Here is a 24,425-nt window from a genome sequence, read left to right as displayed (position 1 = left end):
TCGCCCCCGACGACGTGAAGAAGGAAGCATGAGCTCTGCCCCCATCGCAGCCGAGCAGGACCCCGGGAGCACCGTCACCCTGCTGGAGCCGGGCGACGGCTCGGGCCTCGTGCGGCGCACCGTGCTGCCCGGCGGGTTGCGCGTCCTCACCGAGGCGATGCCGGGCGTGCGGTCGGCCGCCTTCGGCATCTCCGCGACGACCGGATCCCGCGACGAGGACGACGCGCACGCCGGTGCCGCGCACTTCCTCGAACACCTGCTGTTCAAGGGCACCGAGCGGCGCGACGCGATGCGGATCTCGGCGCTGCTCGACAGTGTCGGTGCCGACCACAACGCCTACACCACCAAGGAGCAGACGACCTACCACGCCAAGGTGCTGGACCGGGACCTGCCGCTGGCCATCGACGTCGTGTCGGACATGGTGGCCAACTCGGTGCTCGACCCCGGCGAGGTGGAGACCGAGCGGGGGGTCATCCTCGAAGAGATCGCGATGTACGAGGACGAGCCGGGCGACCTGGTCGACGACGTCATCGCCGCGCACGTGTACGCCGGATCCCCGTTGGGCCGTCCCATCCTGGGGACCAACGACACGATCGGGGCGCTGCCGCGCGAGCGGATCCTGGAGCAGTACCGCGAGGCCTACCGGCCCGCTCAGCTCATCGTGTCGGCCGCGGGCAACCTCGACCATGACGACGTCGTGGAGGCGGTCCGTGCCGCGTTCTCCGAGCGTCTGGCGGCCGCCGGGGACGCCCGTCCGGCCGGGCCGCGGGTCGGCGGCGCGCGGGTGGAGGTGACCCCCGGGACGGCGCTGCTGTCGCGCGAGACCGAGCAGGCCCACCTCATCCTGGGCTGCGAGGGCATGGCCCGGACCGATGAGCGCCGGTACGCGCTGCGCGTGCTGAGCGCAGCGCTGGGCGGCGGTATGTCGTCGCGGCTGTTCCAGGAGGTGCGGGAGAAGCGCGGCCTGGCCTACGCCGTCCACTCGTACCACAGCGCGTACGCCGACACCGGGCTGTTCCAGGTGTACGCGGGCTGCCTGCCGGAGAAGATCGACGAGGTGCTGGGCGTGTGCCGGGAGGAGCTCGCGGACGTCGCGGCCTCCGGAATCACCGAGGAGGAGCTGGCCCGCGCCAAGGGGCAGCTGAAGGGGACGTGGGTGCTGGCCACCGAGGGCACCGACGCCCGTATGGCGCGGCTGACCGGGCACGAGCTCGGGTACCGGCGGCACATCTCGCTCGACGACGACCTGGCGGCCTTCGACGCGGTCACGCTCGACGACGTGGCGGCCGTCGCCGCGGACCTCCTCAAGCGGCCCCAGGCGCTCGCGGTCATCGGCCCCTACGAGGAGGGCCGGGTCTTCTAGCCACCGGGCTCGCACGCGCCATGCCGGGGTCCCCCGCTGCGAAAGAGGGCCCGGACGGATCCGACGATCCGTCCGGGCCCTCGCGTGGTTCGGCGAGATCGGAGACTAGCGGCGCTTGCGGCTCTGGATCGCGATCTGCCGGGGTCCGTCAGCGTCGACCGCGTTGGCGACCTTGACCTCCAGCAGCCCGTCGTCGAACCGTGCCGAGATGTCGGCCTCCTTGACCCCCTCGGGCAGGGTGATCTCCCGGCGGAACGCACCCAGGAAGCGCTCTGAGGCGTAGTAGACGACCTCGTCGTCATCGCGCTTGCGCTCCCCGGCGATGGTCAGAGAGCCGTGCGAGAACGACACCTCCACGTCATCCAGGTCCACCCCGGGCAACTCGCAGCGGATGAACAGGTCGGATCCGCGCGCGAAGATATCGGTCGCGGGACTCCACGCGTCGGAGTACCCCCGGGGCTGCGAGGTCCCGCTCTCCAGGTTGGCCATCGTGTCGGAGATGCGGTTCATCTCGCTCATCATGTCGAGCACCCCGCGGAACGGGTTGCCCCGACTCTTCTTCTGCGGCGCCATCACATTCCTCCCTTCACTGCTCGTCGGTGCCTATTCGGCGGTGGGCTTGTCAACGTTGTCGGGGGCGGCCACGGGCACCCGCTCCCCGCTCGCCGCGGCGTCGGGACGACTGGGCGAGCTGCTCGGTTTGAGGCTTTGGGGCAGCATCGAGATCGGATCCTCCGAGCGCAGCGCCTTGAGCAGGCTGAAGCCGATGATGACGAGCACGACCGCGAAGGGCAGACCAGTGGACACGGCGGCCGCCTGGAGTGCCTCCAGGGCCTTACTGCCGCCGATGACCAGCAGCACGATGGTGATGACACCCTCCATCGTGGCCCAGAAGATCCGCTGGATGCGGACCGGGTGCGGGTCGCCGCCGTTGGTCAGCATGTCCACGACGAGCGAACCGGAGTCGGACGAGGTGATGAAGAAGACCACCACGACGACCATGGTCAGCAGCGCCAGGAGGGACAGGAAGATACCGGGCAGCGGGAAGGCGTCGATCAGGTGGAAGGTCGCCTCGGCCTCGCTGGCGAGGTCGCTGATCTGCTCCTTGTCCCCGAGGCGGAACAGGTCGTAGAAGATGCCGGTGCCGCCGAAGACACCGAACCACAGGACGCTGACGCCGACCGGGGCGAACAGGGTACCGACGACGAACTGGCGGATGGTGCGGCCGTAGGAGATGCGGGCGAGGAACATGCCGACAAACGGCGACCAGGAGATCCACCAGCCCCAGTAGAAGATGGTCCAGGTGTTGGCGAAGTCGGCCGCCGGGACCGTTCCGGCGGGACTGTTGACCGCGAAGTCCAGACTCATCTGCACCAGGTTCTGCAGGTAGTCACCCGCCCCGGTGTACATCATGCTCAGGATCCACAGCTTCGGCCCGATCAGGAACATGATGAGCAGCAGGGCCGCCGCCAGCCACAGGTTGATCACCGACAGCCGCCGGATGCCCTTGTCGATGCCGGCCACCACGCTGACCACCGCGACCGAGGTGATCAGGATGATGATCAGCGTCTGCACGAACGGGCTGACGGGGACGCCGAACTCCTGGTTCAGGCCGGTGTTGACCTGCATCGTGCCCAGACCCAGCGATGTCGCCAGGCCGAACAGCGTGCCGAAGACGGCGAGGATGTCGATCAGGTTGCCGAGCCAGCCGTAGATGCGGTTGCCGATCAGCGGGTACAGCGCCGAGGCCGGCCGCATGGGCAGGCCCTTGCGGAAGCAGAAGTAGCCCAGGGACAGGCCGAGGATGATGTAGACGGCCCAGGGATGGAAGCCCCAGTGGAACAGTGTGAACTGCATCGCCGTGCTGGCGTTGGCGGCATCGTCCGCCGGGGTCCGCTGGGTGGGGTCCGCCGGGACGCCGGCGGTCTGGGCGATGTAGTCGTTCGCCGCGTGGTAGGCGGGTTCGGCCACGCCCCAGAACACCAGGCCGATACCCATACCGGCGGTGAACAGCATGGCGAACCACGCGAGGGTGCTGAACTCCGGCCGTGAGGAGTCCGGCCCCAATCGGATGTTCCCATAGCGGCTGAGCATGAGCGCCGCGGAGAGGATCAAGAAGAACGTGGTCGAGATGATGTAGAACCAGCCGAAGTTCAACCCGATCCAATTGCGGATGTTCGATGCGGCCTCACCAAACTGCTCGGGAATCGCCACGCCGACGACGAGGAAGACGAGGACGACAGCACCGGAGATGAAGAACACCGGTGGGTTTGTGTGCTCCTGGATGTATGACTTCAAGCGATTGATGACGACTCCAACCTCGTGTACCGGTCACCGGGTGTCCTGGGCCGATGCAGAGCGTTCAGGGCCGCGTGCATCACTCCGCCGCACTTCGCGCGCCCGGTTCGGCCACCCTTCGGTCCAGGCCTCCCATCCGTGCCGGATAACGAATTCGTTTCCGCTATTCGCAGTCTGCCTTCGCAAGAAGATCCTAATACTGAAGGGCCCTCATCACACTTATCGTCCGCAGGTGGTTATCGTAAATTAATCCGAGTGTAGGCATATTTGTAGTTGGCTCGTGCATTGCGAACCAGGTGTGCATGCCTTGTCGCCCTTCGTCAGTATCCGAGCGGAACACCGCTCGGCCGCGGACAACGGGCATCGGCCATGCCCGCACCCGGTGTGACGGCGGGCCGGGCCGGGGAATTCGCGCTCGGCCCGCGCCCCCGCCCACCGCGCCGCGGAGCCCTACGCCATACCCCCGCCGCCCGAGCCCGCGGTTGGCCGCAACCGGCCGCCACACGACACACCGCCCATGCGAGCGCCCCGCGCCAGCCCCAGGGCGGCGAGCAGCAGGATCACCTGCATCTGCCCGTCTTTGACGAGGATGAGGGAGGCTCCCCCGATCGCTGTTGCGGCGCCCGAGGCCGCCATCCAGGGAGCGGACTTTCGATGGACCGCGTACCACGCCTCGTCATCGCTCAAGGTCAGGTTGGTTCGGATACCGAAGAAGGAGTTGGGTCGCAGTTTCCCTTTGGCTCCCATATAGGCAGCGACGAGGAGTAGGGCCGCGGTCACCAGGATCACGATTGAGGTCCATAGGAGTGCACCCCCCTGCGAGGGGCTCGGACACAGCGGGAACAAGGTCGCCGGGCGTGTCAGCGAGGTTCCTGGGGTTCACGCCTCTACCTTCTTCCCGTTTGTGACGGCCTCTTGTCGCCGGGTTTTCTCCGGAGCAGAAGTATCCGATCCCCGCCGCCCCTGCCGACCGAGTAGCTTTTCGCATACCCAGCGGGGCAGTGGGTCGCCCAGTCGTACGGTAGAGAGGACCAGTGCCCCCCAACATGATGGGGGAGATACCAGGGAGTGAATCACCCCCGAGGAGATTCACTCCTGTGCCCACCTGGAAGCGCGTCGGGTCACGAGCGGTGGCGGCGCCCAACACGAAGGGCCGCACCTCGTGGGGCCCCTTATTCAGGCCATGGCCATCGACCCGTCGGGTGAATCGGAGGGCTTCCGGTCGTACTTGTACGGCGTGGTCTTCGACGCCGCCTGGTCCAGGAAGATCAGGTCCCACGGCCCGGTGTTGATGTCGGAGTCCTTGCTGAACCCGGCCCATTTCCCGGACATGCGGCGCCCGGTCGGATCGATCAGGAGCTGTATCGCGCCGAGGTTGCGCGCGCTCCGGTAGTAGCCCCCCTCGGCCGTCTGCTCGGTCCATGTGCCGGTGCACACGTTTCTGTTCACCGTGAGATCCATCGTGAGCGGTGAATCCGACGAGCCCGGCAGGCTGTGGACGGTCAGGGGGCGGTGGCGGTGCGGCCTGACCCGAGCCCGCCCTCCCCGGACGGCGACCGGTGGCCGGAACTGGTCAGTCGCTGCGGCGGCCGCTATGCGCGAGGCGGCGCTCCGGCGTGCGGCGTCCGTCGGTGGGTGGGGGCAGCGAAGCGCGCGGGGTGTCGAGAAAGGTGTCCGAATACAGGTCCTGGCACTCACCGTGGGGGAGAAGTGCCAGGTCAGAAGGGGCGCACCCGGCAGGATTCGAACCTGCGACCGTCGGATTAGAAGTCCGGTGCTCTATCCACTGAGCTACGGGTGCTCGATTCAGTTGTGTTCCGCGCAGGTGCCCACTGGCACCACTGTGGCCTGCGGCTGCGCAGAGGGGTCAGCGCCGGGGTGAGCGGGGTGAAGCGCCGGTGGCGTGCGACCTGCGGTCGATGTGACCCTCCACCGTGACGTGGGGGACCCCCGAAGCTTCGGGGAGACATTCTAGGGCATTCGGGTGATGTCGCCTATCGCCGGGCAAAATAATAACAACTACAGAGATTCGTAGTTGCGTCTCGTTACCACGCGGGTTCCACCAAACCGGTTGCTATCGGCGTCCCAAGCCACGTTACCCGCGATTAACCCTGGGAGAGGTGAGCGACCGTCGCGTTTCGCGAACTCGGTTCGGTTCGATCGTGGGGCCGCCCTGCCAGGGCGGCCCCACGGCTGTAGGCGGGCGTGTCCTAGAACACCCACCAGCCACCCGCATTCATCAGGAACGTCGCGATCATCGCGATGCTGTACACGCCTGATCCCTCCTTATTCGCCGGGCGCCCGTGTCGGTCCGGGCGCCTCGATTGGGGAGGGGGTGTGCCCATGGTAGACGATTAATTACGGATGGTCACAAAGCGGGATTATTGTTTCATTGGTCAACCGTAAAAGCCTGGTGCCCGGCGCCACTACGGTGGACCCCGTGACAACTCAGCACCGCCACGTCCGCGCCCGAGCGCTCGGACTCCTCCTCGGGGCCGCTCTGGACCGTGCCGTGCCTGACCCGCGGCGGGGCCACCCCGTCGCCCTCTTCGGCGCGGCCGCCGCCCGTCTCGAACGGTGGGCCTACCGGCCGTCCCGGGCCCGGGGCGCCGCCTTCACCGCGCTCGCCGTCGGCTCCGTGGCCATGCTGGGCACGCTGGGCGAACGCGTGCGGAACCCCGCCCTCCGCGCCGCCCTCACCGCGGGTGCCACCTGGGCGGTCGTCGGCGGGGACATGCTCGGGCGCGAGGCCGAGCGGATCGCCGACGCGCTGGAGGCGGGCGACATCGACGCCGCCCGGCGCCGACTGCCCCACCTGTGCGGGCGTGACCCGGAGTCCCTCGACGAGAAGGGGATCGCCCGCGCGACCGTGGAGTCGGTCGCGGAGAACACCTCCGACGCCGTTGTCGCCCCCCTGGTGTGGGGCGGCCTTCTCGGTCTCCCCGGACTCCTGGGCTACCGGGCGGTCAACACCCTGGACGCCATGGTCGGACACCGATCGGACCGCTACGAGCGGTTCGGATGGGCCTCCGCCCGCCTCGACGATGTCGCCAACTGGGCGCCCGCCCGGCTCACCGCCCTCCTTGCGGCCGCCGCCGCACCGCTCGTCTCCGGCGACGTTCGGCGGACACTGCGGATCCGAGCGCGCTACGGACGGTGCCACCCCAGCCCCAACGCCGGGCACTGCGAGGCGGCCTTCGCCGGAGCACTCGACCTGCGTTTGGGCGGGACCAACAGCTACCGGGGCAGGATCGACCACCGTCCCGAACTTGGGGTGGGCCGCCACCCGGAGGTCCACGACATCCGCCGCGCCGTGCGGCTCGCCCGCGCGGTCAACGGCGCCGCCGCCCTCACCGCCGTCCTCCTCGCGGCGCTCCCCTCCGCGCCGCGCCCCTCCCGGCGGACCGATGGACACAAGCACAGCCGCGGCCCCCGCGGCGCGACCCGCTCGGTGAAAGGCCTGACGTGACGCGGACCCCCTCCAGCGCCGCCGCGGCGCTCCTTGTTGCCGGAACCACCTCCGACGCCGGGAAGAGCGTCATCGCCGCGGGACTGTGCCGCTGGCTCGCCCGCCAGGGGGTCAAGGTCGCCCCGTTCAAGGCGCAGAACATGTCGCTCAACTCGGTGGTGACACCCGACGGCGCGGAGATCGGGCGCGCCCAGGCGATGCAGGCCGCCGCTTGCGGCATCGAGCCCAGCGCGCTGATGAACCCGGTGCTGCTCAAGCCGGGCGGCGCCCGGACCAGCCAGATCGTGGTGGAGGGCCGCCCCATCGGGGAGGCCGACGCGGTGAACTACCGGAACTACAAGGAGCGCCTGCGCGACGTGGCCGCGCGCGGCCTGGCGGAGCTCCGCTCCCGCTATGAGGTGGTGATCTGCGAGGGCGCAGGGAGCCCCGCCGAGATCAACCTGCGCTCCGGCGACATCGCCAACATGGGCTTGGCCCGAGCGGCGCGCCTCCCCGTGCTCGTCGTCGGTGACATCGACCGCGGCGGCGTGTTCGCCGCGCTGCACGGGACGCTCGCCCTGCTGGAACCCGCCGACCAGGAGCTGATCGCCGGATTCCTGATCAACAAGTTCCGCGGGGCGCCCGAGCTGCTGGAACCCGGACTGCGGATGATCAGCGACCTCACCGGCCGCCCCGTCCACGGGGTCCTGCCGTGGCTCGACGGGCTGTGGCTGGATGTAGAGGACTCCCTCGCCCTGAGTGTCGACCGCGGGCCGATGCGCGCCCCGATCGGGCGGCGGACGCTGCGCGTGGCTGTCGTCCGCACCCCGCGGATCAGCAACTTCACCGACATCGACGCGCTGACCGTGGAAGCCGGGGTCGACGTGCGCTTCGTGACCTCGCCGCACGAGCTCGGCGACGCCGACCTGGTCATCCTGCCGGGCAGCCGCGCTACCGTCGGCGACCTGGCGTGGCTGCGGGAGCGCGGGCTGCACGACGCCGTGGCCGGCCACGCCGAACGCGGCGGTCCGGTGCTCGGCATCTGCGGCGGGTACCAGATGCTGGCCGAGGAGATCCACGACGACGTGGAGTCCGGCGCGGGGCGGGTCACCGGACTCGGCCTGCTCCCGACGACCGTCCGCTTCGCGCGGGAGAAGACCCTGGGCCGCCCCGAGGGCACGGCCTACGGGCAGCGCGTCGCCGCCTACGAGATCCACCACGGCCGGACCACGGTGGACTGGGACCGTGCCGATGGCGCCCCCGAGCCCTTCCTCGACGGCTGCCGCAGGGGGCCGGTGTTCGGGACGACCTGGCACGGTGCCCTGGAGAACGACGCCTTCCGCCGCGCCTTCCTGGCCGATGTCGCCGCGGTGGCCGGGCGCGATTTCGTCCCCGCTCCCGACACCGACTTCGCCGCCGAGCGCACCGCCCGCCTGGACGCGCTCGGCGACCTGGTCGAACAGCACGTGGACACCGACGCCGTGTGGCGCCTGCTGGAAAAAGGGGCGCCGGAGGGGCTCCCCGTGATTCCGCCGGCGGGCGTCCCTCCCCGGTGATCGCGGGGAAACCGGCAGAATACTCGCTGGTCCACGGGTGACATCCCCCGAGGCCGGCGGAGGGTGGTGCCGACGCCGATGGCGGAAGGTTCGGGACCGTCCGCGTCGCTCGGCGCCGCCCCTGTGGACAACCGCGGCGGCTGGGTACGGGCGCGGGCTAGCGTGGCTTGGGTAACTCGCGGTCACGTGGAGTTGCGGGGCGCGGCTCGCCGACGGGCGGGGCGTGTTCGATGCCCGGAGGTTGTCCGGAGAACGGCGGACCCCGCACCGTGTCGACGGCCGCTCACCGGCCCCCGGCCCCGTCGTCGGGGGCGCCGATCCACCCGTCGGAGGTATGCAGGTGAGCATGTCCACCCCTGACCCCGTCGCCCCCGCCATGGCCGGGGCGGCGCGCCGTGTCGTCCTCGTCCTGGACCCGGTGACCCACGCCGAGCTGCAGCGGGCGGCCGGGCATCGGGATGTCGAGTCCTACCTCTACGTCCTGGCCGGGCGCTACGCCCGGTGGAGTGAGCTGCGCGAGTGGCTCTCCCAGCTGGAGGAGTCCTACGGCCCGGTCCCGCCCGAGGCGCTGGAGGGTGTGCACCGCCGGATGCTGGGGCTGTCCCGGCGCACGCCCGATGGCATGCGCCGCCTCACGGTCGCGTTCAGCGCCGAGGAGTTCGCGGCCCTCGGCGCGGCGGCGGGTGAGCGGCCGATCGCGTCGTACGTGCGCGAGCTGCTCACCGACCGCCTGACCGCACCGGAGGCCGATGCCGGGGGCGGCGAGAGCGCCCTGGCGCCGCCCGGGCCGGAGCGCGCGGAGGAGCCACGGGAACCGGTCGGGGCGTCTGGGTGACGCAGCGGGGTGCCCGCGCGCCGTCGGCGTCCCTCAGTGCCAGCCGGCGCGTGCGGGCACCCCCTCCGATCCGCGGTCGCGGGGGGATGCCGCCCGCGACCCGACGTGCGCTACTCCTTGAGGAAGCCCTCCTTGGTCAGCCATTCCTTGGCCACGGTGGCGGGGGCGTCACCCTCCTGGTCGGCTTGGGCGTTGAGCTCCATCACCGTCTCGGTGTCGAGTTTCTCCGCGATGGGGCCGAAGATCTCCTCCAGCATCGGGTACTTCTCGGCGAAGTCCTTCTTGACGGTGATCGCCGGGTTGTAGATCGGGAAGACGTTCTTGTCGTCCTCCAGCATCTTCAGGCCCAGTGCCTTGATCCGGCCGTCGGTGGAGTAGGCGGAGCCGACCGTGCATTTGCCCTCGGCCACGGAGGTGTACACCACGCCCGAGTCCATGGTCTGCACGTCAGCGTTGGGGAGGTCCTTGGTGGAGATCTCGTAGTCCTCGCGCGTCTGGGCGAGGCCGTCGGAGCGGTCGTGGTACTCGGTGTCGACGCACAGCGACCGCTCGTCCTCGGGGATGTTGAGGAAGTCGGAGATCCCCGTGAGGTCGTACTTCTTGGCGGTCTCCGGGGTGACCACGAGCGCGTAGGTGTTGTTCATCGGGGCGGGCGGGTCAAGCCACACCATGTCGTTCTCTTCGAGGTCGCGGTCGCGGATCGCCTCGTACTGCTCGCGCGGGTCCTTGATGACCTCTTCCTGGCCCTCGTAGATCAGCCACGCCGTACCGGTGTACTCCCACATCAGGTCGATGTCGCCGTTGAGTATGGCGCGCCGCGCGTTCTCGCTGCCGGCGATGTTGGTCTCGTCTTGGACGTCGGCCCCGGCCGCGGTCAGCGCCTGGACGGCGATCTGGCCGAGGATGAGCTGCTCGGTGAGCTCCTTGGAGCCGACGGCGATGGTCTGCCCTTCCAGCTCCTCGAACGTCGGGATGGAACCGGCCTCGACGTCGACGCTTCCACCGCCGCCGGATTCCAGTCCGCATCCGGTGGCCAGCAGGGCCAGCCCGACGGTAGCGGCGGCGAGGCCGGTCGTGCGGTTGCGCATTTAGAGTCCCTTCGGTTGAACGAGTCGGTTGACCACTCCGGCGATCCAGTCGACGAGGAGGGCCAGCAGGGCGATCAGCAGCGATCCGATGAAGAGGGTGGCGTCGCGGCTGGTGCTGTTTCCGGCGACGACGAGCTGCCCCAGGCCGCCGGCGTTCATGAAGATCGCCAGGCCCACCATGCCGACGAGGAGCACCAGCGTGGTGCGGATTCCAGCGAGGATGAGCGGAAGCGCGAGGGGGAGCTCGACCTTGAACAGCACCCGCCACGCCGGCATGCCGATGCCGCGGGCGGCGTCGATCAGCGCGGGGTCCACCTGCTGCAAGCCGACCATGGTGTTGCGCAGCGCGGGCAGGACGGCGTAGATGACCAGCCCGATGACCGCCGGCCAGAAGCCGATACCGACACTGACGGCCAGCAGCACGAGCACGCCGATGGGCGGTGCCGACTGCCCGATGTTGGCGATGCCCAGCACGATCGGTGTCGACCAGCGCATCTTGTCCCGGCTGACGAGGATTCCCATCGGGATCGCGATGAGCAGGACGATCGCCGTGGAGACCGCGGCGAGCTGGAGGTGCTCGGAGGTGCGGCGGGCGATGTTGTCCAGGTTGAGCGAGCGCAGCTCGGTGTTGTCGAGGTACCCACTGCCGTCGCCGAGCCACGTGTAGAGCAGCGCCCCCGCGGCCAGCAGCAGGATCACGGCGGGCGTCAGGAAGAGCCGCCACCCGCTACCCAGCGGTGAGCTCGCCGTCTCCGCGCGCTCCGAGGTGGGGGCGGCGTCGTCGGGGGCGGGAGCGGCGTTGGGCGGTGCGGTCATGCGACCTCACCCGCCCCGACGGCCGTTTCAGGGGCCGCCTGCTCTTCCTCGTCCTCCGGCTCGGCGGTCAGCGACACCGGGGCCAAGCCCTTGGCCAGCCGCTGGCGGCGCAGCTCCCTCTGCCGCTCGTAGAGCTCGGAGACGTGGCGCTGCACGGCCGCCAGGGTGACGGCGCCGGTGTAGGCGCCGCTCCCGTCGACGATCGGAACGATGTCCTCGGGGCAGTTGAGCAGCGCCTCCATTGCCTCGCGGAGGGTGGCGTCCTCGCGAACGACGGTGCTGAGCCGGTCGTCGTCCGCGCCGATCAGGTCGGCGACGGTGCCCGAGGCGGACGCCAGTTCGGCGGGGCCGGTCCAGCGCAGCGGCCGGTCGAGCTCGTCGAGCACGATGGCCCGGTCGGCCGCGTGCTCGGTGAGCCTGTGCCGGACGTCGGAGACGCCGTCCGCCAACCGCGCCCGCACGACGCTCTCCGACGTGATGCTCGTGACCGGGGTGAGCTTCAGCAGCCGCATCGAGCTCTCGCCGCCGACGAACTGCTCCACATACGAGTTTGCCGGGTTGGTCAGGATCTCCTCGGCCGGCGCGTACTGGACGATCGTGGAGCCGGTGTCCAGGATGGCGATGCGGTCGCCGAGCTTGAGCGCCTCATCCACGTCGTGGGTCACGAAGACGATGGTCTTGGACAGCTCCCGCTGCAACCGGAGCAGCTCGTCCTGCAGGTTCTCCCGGGTGATCGGGTCGAGCGCGCCGAACGGCTCGTCCATCAGCAGCACCGGCGGGTCGGCGGCCAGGGCCCGCGCGACGCCCACGCGCTGCTGCTGCCCGCCCGATAGCTGGCGCGGGTAACGCGTGCGGTACTCCGCCGGGTCCAGCCCCACGAGGTCGAGCAGCTCGTCCACGCGCTTGGTGATGCGCTGCTTGGCCCAGCCGAGCATCATGGGGACCTGCGCGATGTTCTGCGCCACGGTCATGTGCGGGAACAGCCCGGCCTGTTGGATGACGTAGCCGATGTGGCGGCGGAGCTCGTCGGGGCGCTGCGCCTTGGCATCGCTGTCGCCGATCATGATGCGGCCCGTCGTCGGCTCGATCAGCCGGTTGATCATCCGCATCGTCGTGGTCTTGCCGCACCCGGAGGGGCCGAGGAGGACGACGATCTCTCCGGCCGGGATCGTCATGGTCAGGTTCTCGACGGCGGTCTCCGCGGAGGCGCCGAACCGCTTGGTCACCTCGATGAGGCGGATGGGGACACCCCCGGCACGGTCACCGCTCGCGGCGGGGCCGGCCGGCGTGCGCGGGGCGGTGGTGCTCTCAGGCATGGATTCGAATTCCTCGTGAGGTGGTCAACTTGCCGATCAGGACGAAGATGAGGTCGAACAGCAGAGCCAGCACGACGATGCCCAGCGTGCCCGCCAGCGCCATGTTCGGCGCGTTGACCGTGCCGAGGCGGCCCTGGGCGCTGAAGATCAGCTGGCCCAGACCGGGCCCGTTGACGAACGCGGCGATGGCGCCGATCCCCATCGCGAGCTGGGTGGAAACGCGCAACCCGGCCAGGATCGCCGGCCAGGCCAGCGGGAGCTGGACGCGGAACAGGGCCCGGGTGCGGCCCATGCCGATGCCGTGGGCGGCGTCCACCAGCGCCGGGTCGACGCTGTTCAGCCCGGAGATCGTGTTGCGCAGGATGGGCAGCAGCGAGTAGAGCACGATCGCCGTCACCGTGGGCGCAACGCCCAGCCCGAGTGGCGTGATCAGCAACCCGAGCATGGCCAGCGAGGGGATGGTGAAGATGATGCTGGTGGTGCCGGTGGTCAGCGCGGTGGCCGTCTCGTTCCGGAATACCAGCAGGCCGATTCCCACCCCCAGAACGGCCGCGATCAGAATGCACTGCGCGATCAGGCTGGCGTGCTGGGTCGCCTGCATCATGATGGTGTCGGAATGCTGGTCGACGTACGCCAAGAAGTCGGTCACGATGCGCGCCCCTCCCGGGCAGGGGAGCACACGCCTTGAACGGATTCGGTCATGAGCGGCAACCTTGCCGCGTGTAGGCGAAGTACGCGTCCAGGCGAATAAGGTGATCGTTCCGTTGTCGGATCAGAATTGAACCGCAACGCCGCGGTACTTGACTCCGGATTGCGCCGCCGTGTTGCCTGCGCCGCGGGAATAGGCTCTGGCCTGCGCTTTTCCGCCCGAATTCGGCGGTCGGCGGTGCGTCTTTCGGTCCCCGCCCGCCCCTCGTGTCAGGGGCGGGTCACAGGGCGACCGTCGCTGGCTGCCCCTCCGCGGCTGCTGTCCGCGTCCTTACGGCATGGCCGCCAGGGAACGCGCGTAATTAACGTGCTGCATCACCTGCATCATCGTCGACGGGTCGCGGGCCGGGATGAGCGTCGAATGCACGACCCCGTTTCCCTGCACGGTCACCTGAATGCTCCCGGTAATCTTGCGCTCTTTCATGAGGAGAAACAAGAGCCCGAGAAGGCAGAAGACGAAGAACAGGATGGCCAGCACGATCGCGACGGGCGGAATGCTCTCGTGCTGATGGGTCATGTCGGTGACGTTCCAGATGCTGCCCTTGACCGGAAAGCGCCCGGAAGGGGTGATCACCTCGGTGCGGGTCACGGTGATGTCGCCGATCGTGGTGAGCGGAACGCTGGCGCTTTCGCCCCCGGAGACGTCCGAGGGGCCCTGCCACCCTCCTGCCTGCGGTGGCCCGCCGTAGGGGGACACCTCGCCCGGATGCGGCCGCCCGTCCGGCGGGTACGGCGCGCCGCCCGGAAGGTGCTGCCCGAACGGGGCGTCGGGTGGCTGCTGCCCGTAGGGGTCGTTCGGGCCGGGCGAGGGGTAGGGATCGTGTGTCATGCCCGAGATTCTTGCCTACCGGGCGACCGTCCCAAAACCCCGCAGCTCCCGGCGCTGTGGCCGTTCGCGGCCAGGTGCCGCGGTCCGCTGCGGGCGCGCCATCCGCTTCTGCGAGGATGGGCGACGGCGGTGCGCAGGAACCCGGTGCGAATCCGGGGCGGTCCCGCCACTGTGACCAGGGAGTGGACCCGCCACACACGCCACTGCCGCGGCGGCTCGCGGGCGCGAGCGCGGTGGGAAGGCAGCGGGGAGCGGCGATCTGGGAGTCAGGAGACTGCGCGCCGACACGCATCTGTTCGGTCACGGGGCGCGGACCCCGGCGAAGACGAAGGACCACGAGTGGCAACGATCCTGCTGCTGTCCACGGCCGATACCGAGTTGCTGGCGGCACGCGCCGCCGACGCGGGCTACCGGACCGCCAACCCGGCCCGCACCGGCCCCGACGACCTCCCCGCCCTGCTGGACGGCGTTGACGTCGCGGTCGTGCGGCTGCTCGGCGGGCGCGAGGCGTGGCCGCAGGGCCTGGACACCCTCCGGGCGAGCGGTGTTCCGCTCGTCGCGCTCGGCGGCGAGGCGGCCCCCGACGCCGAGCTCATCGCGCTCTCCACGGTGCCCTCCGGCGTCGCCACCGACGCCCACGCCTACCTGCGCGAGGGCGGCATCGGCAACCTCCGCCAGCTGGCCCGCTTCCTCTCCGACACGGTGCTGCTCACCGGAGAGGGCTTCGAGCCGCCGGAACGCATGCCCGACTACGGCGTGCACGGCTCCTACGCCTCCGACCCCCAGCGCCCGACGGTGGCCGTGGTGTTCTACCGCGCGCACGAGCTGTCGGGGAACACCTCCTTCATCGACGTGCTGTGCGAGGCGATCGAGGCCGCCGGGGGCAACGCCCTGCCGGTGTTCTCCGGCTCGCTGCGCGGCCTGACCGCCGAGACCCACCCGGGCCTGTTCGAGCTGCTCGGCCGCGCCGACGCCGTCATCACCACGGTGCTGGCGGCCGGTGGCGCGGTGGCCGCCGACGCCAGCGGGGGCGGCGACGAGGACGCCTGGGACGCCGGGGCGCTGGCCGCGCTCGACGTGCCCATCCTCCAGGGGCTGGTGCTCACCTCCAGCCGCGAGAGCTGGCAGGCCTCCGACGCCGCCCTGACCCCGATGGACGCCGGAATGCAGGTCGCGATCCCGGAGTTCGACGGGCGGCTGATCACCGTCCCGTTCTCGTTCAAGGAGACCGGGGAGGATGGCCAGATCCCGGTCTACGCGGCCGACCCCGAGCGCGCCGCGCGCATCGCCGGGGTCGCCGTGCGCCACGCCCGCCTGCACGCCGTGCCGCCGGAACAGCGCCGCCTGGCCGTGGTGCTGTCGTCCTACCCCACCAAGCACTCCCGGGTGGGCAACGCCGTCGGCCTGGACACCCCGGCCTCGGCGGTGCGGCTGTTCCGCCTCCTGGCCGAGCGCGGCTACGACCTCGGCCCCGACGACACCCTGTGGCGGGTACCCGGTCCGGAGGAGGGCCGCCGCGAGGACGACGGCGACCCGCTGATCCACGCCCTGATCAGCGCCGGGGGGCACGACGTCGAGTGGCTCAGCGAGGAGCAGCTCGCCCGCGCCGACGCCCGCGTCCCGCTGGACGACTACCGCCGCTGGTTCGACGCCCTGCCCGCCGAGCTGACCGCGGGCATCCGGGAGCAGTGGGGCGAGCCGCCGGGCGAGCTCTACGTCGACGACTCCTCCGGCCGCCCCGAGATCGTGCTGGCGTCGCTCCGGTTCGGCAACGTCGTGCTGATGATCCAGCCGCCGCGGGGCTTCGGCGAGAACCCGATCGCGATCTACCACGACCCGGACCTGCCGCCCTCGCACCACTACCTGGCGGCCTACCGCTGGCTGGAGACCGCCCGGGAGGACGGCGGTTTCGGCGCCGACGCCGTCGTTCACCTTGGCAAACACGGCACTCTGGAGTGGCTTCCGGGCAAGGGGTTGGGGCTGGCGGCCGAGGACGCCCCCGACGCGGTGCTCGGTGATCTCCCCTTCGTCTACCCGTTCATCGTCAATGACCCCGGCGAGGGCACGCAGGCCAAGCGCCGCGCGCACGCCACCGTGGTCGACCATCTCGTCCCGCCGATGGCGCGCGCCGACACCTACGGCGACATCGCCAAGCTCGAACAGCTCCTGGACGAGTATGCCCTGGTGAGCGACCTCGACCCGGACAAGGCCCCGGCGCTGCGCGCGCAGATCTGGACGCTCATCAAGGCGGCCGAGCTCCACCACGACCTGCACCAGGACGAGATGCCCGGCGAGGACGACTTCGACGATTTCGTCATGCACGTCGACGGGTACCTGTGCGAGATCAAGGACGTGCAGATCCGCGACGGTCTGCACATCCTCGGCGCCGCGCCGGAGGGGGAGGCGCGCGTCAACCTCGTGCTGGCCGTGCTGCGCGCCTCGCAGGTCTGGGCGGGGCAGGTGGGCGCGCTGCCCGGCCTGCGGGCGGCCCTGGCGGAGGCCTTCGGGCTGGAGGAGAAGACCCTGCTGGCCGAGCCGGGGGCGCGGGCCGAGGTCCCCGCCGCCCTGACCGACCTGGTGGAGGGGCCGTCGCGCCGCGCCTCCGACGCGCTCGACCTGATCGACACGCTGGCCCGGCGCATGGTCGAGGCCATGGAAGAGCGCGGGTGGCGGGGCGACGAGGCCGGGTGCGGCGACGCGAGCGAGGCATCCGCGTGCGCGAAGCAGGTCGTCGCAGACGTTCTGGGCCGCCCGCTGCCCGACGCCGAGCGCGTGCTCACTTTCGCCGCCGAGGAGGTGGTGCCGCGTCTGGCCGCGACCAGCGACGAGATCGACGCCGTCCTGCACGCGCTCGACGGCGGCCACATCCCGGCCGGGCCCTCCGGTTCGCCGACCCGCGGGCTGGTCAACGTGCTGCCCACCGGCCGCAACTTCTACTCGGTGGACCCCAAGGCGATCCCCGCGCGCAACTCCTGGGACGTCGGGCAGGCGCTGGCCGACTCGCTGATCCAGCGGCACCTCGACGACACCGGGGCCTACCCGAAGTCCGTCGGCCTCACCGTCTGGGGGACCGCCGCGATGCGCACGCAGGGCGACGACATCGCCGAGGTGCTCTCCCTGCTGGGGGTCCGCCCGACCTGGGACGACGCCTCACGCCGCGTCACCGGGTTCGAGATCGTCCCGTTGGAGGAGCTCGGGCGTCCGCGCATCGACGTCACCGTGCGCGTCTCCGGCTTCTTCCGGGACGCGTTCCCGCACGTCATCGGACTCGTCGATGACGCGATCCGGGCGGTCACCGAGCTGGAGGAGGCCCCGGAGGACAACTATCCGCGCGCCCACGCCCTGGCCGACCACGCCGAGCACGGCGACTGGCGGCGCTCCACGACGCGGATCTTCGGCTCCAAGCCGGGCGCGTACGGCGCCGGGCTGCTGCCGCTGATCGACGCGCGCAACTGGCGCGACGACGCCGACCTGGCCGAGGTGTACGCGGTGTGGGGCGGCTACGCCTACGGGCGGGGGCTGGACGGCCGGGAGGCGCGCGCCGACATGGAGGCGTCGTTCCGCCGGATCTCGGTGGCCGCGAAGAACCAGGACACCCGTGAGCACGACATCGTCGACTCCGACGACTACTTCCAGTACCACGGGGGCATGGTGGCGATGGTGCGCCGCCTGACCGGCCGCAACCCGGCCGCCTATGTCGGTGACTCCGCGGTTCCCGACCAGGTGAAGACCAGGACCCTGGGTGAGGAGACGCGCCGGGTGTTCCGTGCCCGCGTGGTCAACCCGAGGTGGATCGCCGCCATGCGCCGACACGGCTACAAGGGCGCGTTCGAGCTGGCCGCGACCGTGGACTACCTCTTCGGCTACGACGCCACCGCCGGTGTGGTCGACGACTGGATGTACACCAAGCTCGCCGAGACCTATGTCTTCGACCCGGAGAACCGGGAGTTCCTGGAGGATTCCAACCCCTGGGCGCTGCGCGGCATGACCGAGCGCCTGTTGGAGGCGGCCGACCGCGAGCTGTGGGAGCGGCCCGATCCCGAGACGCTGGACCGGTTGCGGGAGACCTACCTCAAGCTGGAGGGCGATCTGGAGGACGACCCGGACACGGACTCCGGCAGCGGACGCTGAGGAGCGGCGCGTCGGCTGAGGGACGACCACGGGCACCACGGGTCCGGAACCGCGGGGAGATGAGGGTGGCCACTACCGGCCACCCTCATCTCTTGTGTTTTACGGGCCATGCGTGTCTGAACAAGCGGTCGCTTGTTTTCTGTGCAGGTCGTGTTGGTGGCGGGGAAATCGGGCCGGCCGAGCGGCTGCGGCGCCGCCACGCGGGGGCGGCATTCGGACAAATATGAATCTCTTTCAGGAATGAGGTTCCGATGCGTACTCTGCCGTCAGCCCCGCGTGAACGAGGTGTACGACATGATCATCCCCCTCCCCCGATACCTCGGCACCGCAGCCGCTGGCACCGCGCTCGCGTGCCTCCTCACCGGAATGGCGTCCGCCCCCGCCGCGGCCTCAGCGGCAGTGGAGGCCGCCCGGCTCCGGGCGGCCGTCGACGACTACTGCGCCGACAGCGGGTGCCACGACATCGTCCCGCCCGGCCAGAACGGCAACGCCACCCTCGTCGAGATCATCGGCCACCAGCTGTTCGGAACCCGCCCCAAGTACGCGTCCTCACAGCTGGACATGTACGACAACCTGGTGCACGACTACGACGGCCTCACCGACGCCACGCTGGACGACTACTTCGCCGACGCCTCCTTCGGCGTCGGCGACGCCGGCGTCGACCGCCAGTACCAGCCGCGCGCGGACGTCACGATCACCCGCGACGCCGCCCACGGCATCCCCCGCATCCACGGGACCACCCGCGAGGGCACCATGTACGGTGCCGGATACGCCGCCGCCGAAGACCGGCTCTTCCTGATGGACGTGCTGCGCAACCTCGGTCGCGGCCAGCTCACCCCCTTCGCCGGAGGCGCGCCGAGCAACCGCGGGCTGGAGCAGAGCCTGTGGCGCGGCGCCCCCTACACCGAGGCCGACAAGCAGGCCCAGATCGACCGGCTGGCCGCCAGCGGCGAGCGCGGCCGCCAGGGCCTGAGGGACGTCCAGGCCTACATCCAGGGCATCAACGCCTACATCGACCGCTCCCAGCGGCGGAACGACTACCCCGGCGAGTACGTGCTCACCGGGCACAAGAACGCCATCACCCAGGAAGGCGGGATCGAGCACTTCACCACGACCGACATCGTCGGCATCGCCGCCATGGTCGGCCTCCTCTTCGGCGGCGGAGGCGGCGGCGAAGTCCACTCCGCCCTGCTCAAGGCGGCCTTCGAGCGGGAGTACGGTGCCCGGAAGGGCGCGGAGCTGTGGCGCACCTGGCGCATGGAGAACGACCCGGAGGCCGTGACCACGGTCGATGGGGACTTCCCCTATACGCGGACCCCCGATGACCCCGTCGGTGTCGCGGCGCCCGACCCGGGATCGGTGGTCCCCTACGACATCGTGCGCGACGCCGACGTGAGCGCGGCCGAGGCGCCGCCACCGCCACCGCCGCCACCGCCGTCCCCGGCGGCCGACGCACCGGCCGACGCCGACGCCGCCACCCCCACCGTCGACACCCTGTCCGCGAGCGACCGGGCGCGGATCCAGCTGCTGATCCGGCGGGGTGACCTCAGCGCCGCCGAGGGCGTCCTCAACGAGGGCGTCTTGCCCGAGGACTTCCTCCAGGGCGAGCCCGGCATGTCCAACGCCCTGCTCGTCGCCGGTGAGCACACCGAGAACGGCCACCCCGTCGCCGTCATGGGGCCGCAGACCGGGTACTTCTCCCCGCAGCTGCTGATGGTGCAGGAACTGCAGGGCCCGGGCATCAGCGCTCGCGGCGCGTCCTTCCCCGGCGTGAGCTTCTACGTGCAGATGGGCCGCGGCACCGACTACGCGTGGAGCGCCACCTCCGCCGGGCAGGACATCACCGACACCTTCGCCCTCGAACTGTGCGAACCCGACGGCTCTGCGCCGAGCGTCGACTCCCGCGCCTACGTCGGCGGCGACGGCGCCTGCGTGGAGTTCGAGAGGCTGAGCGTGCGCAACGAGTGGTCGCCGACCGTGGCCGATCAGACGCCCGCGGGCTCCTACACCCTCACCGCGCTGCGCTCGCCCCACGGCCTGGTCGACAGCTTCGGCACGGTCGACGGCACCCCCGTGGCGTTCGCGACCCGCCGCTCCACCTACATGCGCGAGGTCGACTCCCTCATCGGCTTCCAGAAATTCAACGAGCCCGACACCATCACCTCGGCGGCGGCGTTCCAGAAGGCCGCCATGGACATCGGCTACGCCTTCAACTGGCACTACGCCGACGCCGACGACATCGCCTTCGTCAACTCCGGCGCCAACCCGGTGCGCACGCCGGGCACCGACCCCAACATGCCCATCGCGGCCGACTCCGCCGCCGGATGGTCGGGGTGGGACCCGACGGACAACAGCGCCGACTACACCCCCCTCGAAGAGCACCCCACCTCCGTCAACGCCGACTACTACGTCAACTGGAACAACAAGGTGGCCGCCGGATACACCTCCGGCTACGGCACCGGGTCGGTCCACCGGGGCGACCTGCTCGACGCCCGCGTCGCCGGACTGATCGACGACGGGCACAAGTTCACCGTCGCCTCGCTCACCCGGGTGATGGCCGAGGCGGGCAGCGCCGACCTGCGCGGCGAGCAGGTGCTGCCCGAGCTGCTCCGGGTCGTGGAGAGCGCGCCGGTCGAGGACCCGGAGCTCGCCGCGACGGTCGACCGCCTACGGGCCTGGACGGAGGACGGCGCGCCGCGCCGCGAACCCGAGCGGGACGCCGGGCACTACGCGCACGCTGACGCCATCCGGGTTATGGACGCCTGGTGGCCGCTGCTCGTCAAGGAGCAGTTCGAACCCGGGCTCGGCGCGGGCCTCTACGGCGACCTCACCGGGGTCCTGCAGGTCGACGAGTCGCCCTCGGGCAACCTCGGCGGCCCTCCCGGCAACGTGAAGCAGGGCCAGACCCACAGGGGCTCCAGCTTCCAGTTCGGCTGGTGGTCGTATGTGGACAAGGACCTGCGGGCCGTGCTCGGCGATGACGTCCGGGCGCCCCTCGGCCAGGCCTACTGCGGCGGCGGCGACCTCGACGCCTGCCGCACCGTGCTGCTGGACTCCCTGGCCACGGCCGCCGCGGCGCCCGCCGCGGACGTCTACCCCGGAGACGCGTACTGCTCGGCCGGGGACCAGGTGTGCGCCGACACCAACATCCACGCGCCGCTGGGAGGCATCGGCATGTGGCCGATCGCCTGGCAGAACCGCCCCACCTACCAGATGGCCCTGCAATTCACCGAGGGCAGGTCCTGACCCGCCCTAGAACACGCCGGGGACCGGTCGGTACGGCCGGTCCCCGCGTCCGCGCGGTGCTCCCGCCATCCGCGGCGTCCGGCGCCCAATACCCCTCCCGGGGGCAACCTGTGGGGGGATCTGGTGCTTGATTGCGGTCGGAGGGGTATTTTCGAAGTGATACCCGCCACTGTGGACGGGAGGCAGGAAGATATGCCGCTGTGGATCCTGTGGTTGATCGCCGCCGTCGCTCTGGGCGTCGCGGAGGTCTTCACGCTGACCCTGTCCCTGGGACTGCTCGCCATCGCCGCCCTCGTCGCCGGGATCGCCGGTGCGCTGGGGATGGGTGTCGTGGTGCAGGTGGTGGCGTTCGTGGTCACCTCCGCCGCCGGACTCATCGTCGTGCGCCCGATCGCGCAGCGCCACCTCCAACAGCCACCCGTGCTCCGCTCCGGAACGGACGCCCTCGTCGGACGGTCCGCGGTGGTCGTCGAAGAGGTCACCGGGGAGAGCGGCCGCATCAAGCTCGTCGGTGAGGAGTGGTCGGCCCGCGCCCTCGACGAGGACCAGATCATCCCCCCGGGGATCCACGTCGACGTCATGGAGATCGAGGGCGCGACGGCCGTCGTCTATCCGCGCGAAGCACTGCCCTGACACCCGCCGACGCGGGCGTCACCACCGCCTCGTCCTCCGACATCCGAATCATTCGGCAGGCAGGAGATCACAAATGGGGCTCGACATTCTGTTCATCGTTCTCGCGGTCATCGCCGTCCTCCTGGTCGTCTCCACGGTGCGGATCGTGCCGCAGGCACGCGCCTACAACATCGAGAGATTCGGCCGCTACCTGCGGACGCTCCAACCCGGCCTGAACTTCATCATCCCGGGCGTCGACCGCGTCAACACCAAGTACGACCTGCGCGAGCAGGTGTTCTCGTCGCGGCCGCAGCCCGTGATCACCGAGGACAACCTGGTCGTCAACATCGACACCGTGCTCTACTACCAGATCACCGACCCCCGCGCCGCCGCCTATGAGGTGGCGAACTACCTCCAGGCCATCGACCAGCTCACGGTCACCACGCTGCGCAACGTGATCGGCGGCATGGACCTGGAACAGACCCTGACCTCCCGCGAGACCATCAACTCGCGGCTGCGCGGTGTGCTTGACGACGCCACCGGGAAGTGGGGGATCCGCGCCAACCGCGTCGAGATCAAGGCCATCGACCCGCCGCCGACGATCAAGGAGGCGATGGAGAAGCAGATGCGGGCCGAGCGCGACAAGCGCGCCGTGATCCTGCACGCCGAGGGCGAGCGGCAGTCCCGCATCCTGACCGCGGAGGGCGCCCGCCAGCAGGCCATTCTGGAGGCCCAGGGCGACCAGCAGGCCCGGATCCTGCGCGCCGACGGCGAGGCCCAGGCGGTGGAGCGCGTCTTCCAGGCCGTGCACGCCAACGACGCCGACTCCAAGCTGCTCGCCTACAAGTACCTGGAGACGCTGCCGCACCTGGCCCAGGGCGAGGGCAACACCTTCTGGGTCATCCCCGGCGAGCTGACGCAGGCGGTGCAGAACGTCACCAAGGCCTTCGCCGGAGACACCGCAGAGGGTGCGCGTCCCGCCGGTGAACATGAGGCCCCGTCCGAAACCGCCGGGGTGGAGGAAGGCGAGGCCCGGCGGATCACCGAGGGCGAGCCGCGCCCCCGCCCGGCGGCGGCCCAGGCCGCGGTCGAGGCGGCGGAGAGCGCCGCCCAGGCGGTCGCCAACGCGCGCAAGGAGGCGGCGGCCGCCGCCGGCACGCCGGGACAGAAACTGCCCGGGCAGCGCTCCGAAGAAGGAGAGTGAGCCCTCAGACCAGCAGCAGCTTGCCGGTGGTGCGGCGGGCTGCCAGGTCGTCGTGGGCCCGTGCGGCATCGGGCAGCGGGTAGCGGCCGCTGATCTCCACCCGCAGCTTCCCGGCCGCCACAAGCCCGAGGATGTCGTCGGCCCGCTCCAGCAGTTCGGCGCGGTCCACGATGTGGTCGGCGAGGTTCGGCCGGGCCAGGAAGACCGACCCGGCGCTGTTCAGGCGCTGCGGGTCGACCGGCGGCACCACCCCGCTGGACTGCCCGAACAGCGCCAGCACACCGCGGCGCCGCAGGGAGGCGAGGCTGGCGTCGAAGGTGTCGGCGCCCACGCCGTCGAAGACGGCCGCCACGCCCGCTCCGGCGGTCAGCTCGCGCACGGCGGCGGCCACGTCGTCGACCTCGGTGTAGCGGATGATCTCGTCGGCCCCGGCCGCGCGGGCCTGTCGCTCCTTGGCCTCGGTGGACACCGTTCCGATGACGCGGGCGCCGCGCGCCTTGGCCAGCTGCACCAGCAGCAGCCCGGTGCCCCCGGCCGCGGCGTGCACCAGCACGGTGTCGCCCGAACGCACGGGGTAGGTCGCGTGGGTCAGATAGTGCGCGGTCAGGCCCTGGAGCATCACCGCGGCGGCCTGCTCGGTGGCGACGCCGTCCGGGACCGGCACGACCCGCTCCACGGGGACGGCCGCGCGCTCGGCATAGCCGCCGGGCGCCGACACCCACGCGACACGCTGCCCCTCGGCCAAGTCGGTCACGCCCGCCCCGACCGCGGACACCGTTCCGGCCCCCTCCAGGCCCGGGGTGTAGGGCGTGGGCACCGGGTAGACGCCGGTGCGCTGGTAGATGTCGATGAAGTTGACCCCGGCGGCCTCGACGTCGACCACCACCTGGCCGGGACCGGGGCGGGGGTCCGCGACCTCACGCGGCTGCAGGACCTCGGGCCCACCCGGCTGCTCGATGACGATGGCACGCATAC

General features: G+C 70.7%; 18 protein-coding genes, 1 tRNA gene and 1 riboswitch. Of the genes, 8 read left to right on the top strand and 11 right to left on the bottom strand.

Going from position 1 to position 24,425, the window contains the following annotated elements; all coding sequences use genetic code 11:
• The first annotated feature begins 28 nt into the window (after window positions 1–28).
• Window positions 29–1,363, top strand: coding sequence for a M16 family metallopeptidase (locus ABD259_RS19550; protein WP_344100886.1), 1,335 nt, complete (start codon window positions 29–31; stop codon window positions 1,361–1,363).
• Between the two features lie 105 nt (window positions 1,364–1,468).
• Here ABD259_RS19550 and ABD259_RS19545 read toward each other — a convergent pair whose 3' ends face one another.
• The 5 genes from ABD259_RS19545 to ABD259_RS19525 form a co-directional block, all read right to left on the bottom strand.
• Window positions 1,469–1,936, bottom strand: coding sequence for an Hsp20/alpha crystallin family protein (locus tag ABD259_RS19545; RefSeq protein ID WP_344100884.1), 468 nt, complete (start codon window positions 1,934–1,936; stop codon window positions 1,469–1,471).
• 30 nt (window positions 1,937–1,966) lie between these two features.
• Entirely contained in the window at window positions 1,967–3,625 is a 1,659-nt protein-coding gene (locus tag ABD259_RS19540) for a BCCT family transporter (protein ID WP_344164425.1), read from the bottom strand.
• A gap of 486 nt (window positions 3,626–4,111) precedes the next feature.
• The gene (locus ABD259_RS19535; protein WP_344100882.1) at window positions 4,112–4,450 is read right to left on the bottom strand and encodes an SdpI family protein; all 339 of its coding nucleotides are present in this window, start codon (window positions 4,448–4,450) and stop codon (window positions 4,112–4,114) included.
• Window positions 4,451–4,837: 387 nt separating this feature from the next.
• A complete protein-coding gene (locus ABD259_RS19530) occupies window positions 4,838–5,110 on the bottom strand; it encodes a hypothetical protein (RefSeq protein ID WP_344100879.1) in 273 nt (90 codons plus the stop codon).
• A 279-nt stretch (window positions 5,111–5,389) separates the two neighbouring features.
• Window positions 5,390–5,462 (bottom strand) — tRNA-Arg (locus tag ABD259_RS19525).
• Between the two features lie 639 nt (window positions 5,463–6,101).
• Between ABD259_RS19525 and ABD259_RS19520 the strand changes: the two genes are divergently transcribed.
• The 3 genes from ABD259_RS19520 to ABD259_RS19510 all read left to right on the top strand — a co-directional run bounded on the left by ABD259_RS19520 (window position 6,102) and on the right by ABD259_RS19510 (window position 9,500).
• Window positions 6,102–7,130: a cobalamin biosynthesis protein gene (locus ABD259_RS19520; RefSeq protein ID WP_344100877.1), complete on the top strand. Its 1,029-nt coding sequence runs from the start codon at window positions 6,102–6,104 to the stop codon at window positions 7,128–7,130.
• Entirely contained in the window at window positions 7,127–8,665 is a 1,539-nt protein-coding gene (locus ABD259_RS19515) for a cobyric acid synthase (RefSeq protein WP_344100875.1), read from the top strand. The genes ABD259_RS19520 and ABD259_RS19515 overlap by 4 nt, the downstream gene beginning before the upstream one ends.
• 346 nt (window positions 8,666–9,011) lie before the next feature.
• On the top strand, window positions 9,012–9,500 hold the full coding sequence (locus ABD259_RS19510; RefSeq protein ID WP_344100873.1) for a hypothetical protein: 489 nt from the start codon (window positions 9,012–9,014) through the stop codon (window positions 9,498–9,500).
• 110 nt (window positions 9,501–9,610) lie between these two features.
• Here ABD259_RS19510 and ABD259_RS19505 read toward each other — a convergent pair whose 3' ends face one another.
• From ABD259_RS19505 to ABD259_RS19485, 5 genes are all read right to left on the bottom strand, one after another.
• Window positions 9,611–10,588 (bottom strand): glycine betaine ABC transporter substrate-binding protein, encoded by a 978-nt coding sequence (locus ABD259_RS19505; RefSeq protein WP_344164398.1) that lies wholly within the window; start codon window positions 10,586–10,588, stop codon window positions 9,611–9,613.
• The gene (locus ABD259_RS19500; RefSeq protein ID WP_344100869.1) at window positions 10,589–11,404 is read right to left on the bottom strand and encodes an ABC transporter permease; all 816 of its coding nucleotides are present in this window, start codon (window positions 11,402–11,404) and stop codon (window positions 10,589–10,591) included.
• A complete protein-coding gene (locus ABD259_RS19495; protein WP_344164395.1) occupies window positions 11,401–12,720 on the bottom strand; it encodes an ABC transporter ATP-binding protein in 1,320 nt (439 codons plus the stop codon). The genes ABD259_RS19500 and ABD259_RS19495 overlap by 4 nt, the downstream gene beginning before the upstream one ends.
• Window positions 12,713–13,369 (bottom strand): ABC transporter permease, encoded by a 657-nt coding sequence (locus tag ABD259_RS19490; RefSeq protein ID WP_344100865.1) that lies wholly within the window; start codon window positions 13,367–13,369, stop codon window positions 12,713–12,715. The genes ABD259_RS19495 and ABD259_RS19490 overlap by 8 nt, the downstream gene beginning before the upstream one ends.
• A gap of 330 nt (window positions 13,370–13,699) precedes the next feature.
• Complete coding sequence (locus tag ABD259_RS19485; RefSeq protein WP_344100863.1) at window positions 13,700–14,257, bottom strand: hypothetical protein; 558 nt, start codon at window positions 14,255–14,257, stop codon at window positions 13,700–13,702.
• Window positions 14,258–14,391: 134 nt separating this feature from the next.
• A riboswitch (cobalamin riboswitch) is annotated at window positions 14,392–14,534 on the top strand.
• Window positions 14,535–14,596: 62 nt separating this feature from the next.
• Here ABD259_RS19485 and cobN point away from each other — a divergent pair.
• From cobN to ABD259_RS19465, 4 genes are all read left to right on the top strand, one after another.
• Window positions 14,597–18,388, top strand: coding sequence for a cobaltochelatase subunit CobN (cobN, locus tag ABD259_RS19480; protein ID WP_344164392.1), 3,792 nt, complete (start codon window positions 14,597–14,599; stop codon window positions 18,386–18,388).
• A gap of 294 nt (window positions 18,389–18,682) precedes the next feature.
• Window positions 18,683–21,634: a penicillin acylase family protein gene (locus ABD259_RS19475; RefSeq protein ID WP_344164389.1), complete on the top strand. Its 2,952-nt coding sequence runs from the start codon at window positions 18,683–18,685 to the stop codon at window positions 21,632–21,634.
• 192 nt (window positions 21,635–21,826) lie between these two features.
• Window positions 21,827–22,267 carry an NfeD family protein gene (locus tag ABD259_RS19470; protein ID WP_344100857.1) on the top strand — a complete coding sequence of 147 codons (441 nt, stop codon included), beginning with the start codon at window positions 21,827–21,829 and terminating at the stop codon, window positions 22,265–22,267.
• 73 nt (window positions 22,268–22,340) lie between these two features.
• Complete coding sequence (locus ABD259_RS19465; RefSeq protein ID WP_344100855.1) at window positions 22,341–23,450, top strand: SPFH domain-containing protein; 1,110 nt, start codon at window positions 22,341–22,343, stop codon at window positions 23,448–23,450.
• A 4-nt stretch (window positions 23,451–23,454) separates the two neighbouring features.
• On the opposite strand, the gene ABD259_RS19460 is transcribed toward ABD259_RS19465, so the two are convergent.
• A complete protein-coding gene (locus ABD259_RS19460) occupies window positions 23,455–24,423 on the bottom strand; it encodes a quinone oxidoreductase family protein (protein ID WP_344164386.1) in 969 nt (322 codons plus the stop codon).
• Window positions 24,424–24,425 lie beyond the last annotated feature (2 nt).

It is taken from the genome of Nocardiopsis rhodophaea (assembly GCF_039530945.1).
Classification (GTDB): domain Bacteria; phylum Actinomycetota; class Actinomycetes; order Streptosporangiales; family Streptosporangiaceae; genus Nocardiopsis_C; species Nocardiopsis_C rhodophaea.
This window is presented reverse-complemented; position numbering and strand designations above follow the sequence as displayed.

Bases quoted from the DNA above. Each gene is read 5' to 3' on its own strand.
- ABD259_RS19550 (WP_344100886.1), top strand. From the start codon at position 29: ATGAGCTCTGCCCCCATCGCAGCCGAGCAGGACCCCGGGAGCACCGTC.
- ABD259_RS19505 (WP_344164398.1), bottom strand. From the start codon at position 10,588: ATGCGCAACCGCACGACCGGCCTCGCCGCCGCTACCGTCGGGCTGGCC.
- ABD259_RS19495 (WP_344164395.1), bottom strand. From the start codon at position 12,720: ATGCCTGAGAGCACCACCGCCCCGCGCACGCCGGCCGGCCCCGCCGCG.
- ABD259_RS19465 (WP_344100855.1), top strand. From the start codon at position 22,341: ATGGGGCTCGACATTCTGTTCATCGTTCTCGCGGTCATCGCCGTCCTC.
- ABD259_RS19545 (WP_344100884.1), bottom strand. From the start codon at position 1,936: ATGGCGCCGCAGAAGAAGAGTCGGGGCAACCCGTTCCGCGGGGTGCTC.
- ABD259_RS19500 (WP_344100869.1), bottom strand. From the start codon at position 11,404: ATGACCGCACCGCCCAACGCCGCTCCCGCCCCCGACGACGCCGCCCCC.
- ABD259_RS19460 (WP_344164386.1), bottom strand. From the start codon at position 24,423: ATGCGTGCCATCGTCATCGAGCAGCCGGGTGGGCCCGAGGTCCTGCAG.
- ABD259_RS19510 (WP_344100873.1), top strand. From the start codon at position 9,012: ATGTCCACCCCTGACCCCGTCGCCCCCGCCATGGCCGGGGCGGCGCGC.
- ABD259_RS19475 (WP_344164389.1), top strand. From the start codon at position 18,683: ATGATCATCCCCCTCCCCCGATACCTCGGCACCGCAGCCGCTGGCACC.
- ABD259_RS19485 (WP_344100863.1), bottom strand. From the start codon at position 14,257: ATGACACACGATCCCTACCCCTCGCCCGGCCCGAACGACCCCTACGGG.
- ABD259_RS19470 (WP_344100857.1), top strand. From the start codon at position 21,827: ATGCCGCTGTGGATCCTGTGGTTGATCGCCGCCGTCGCTCTGGGCGTC.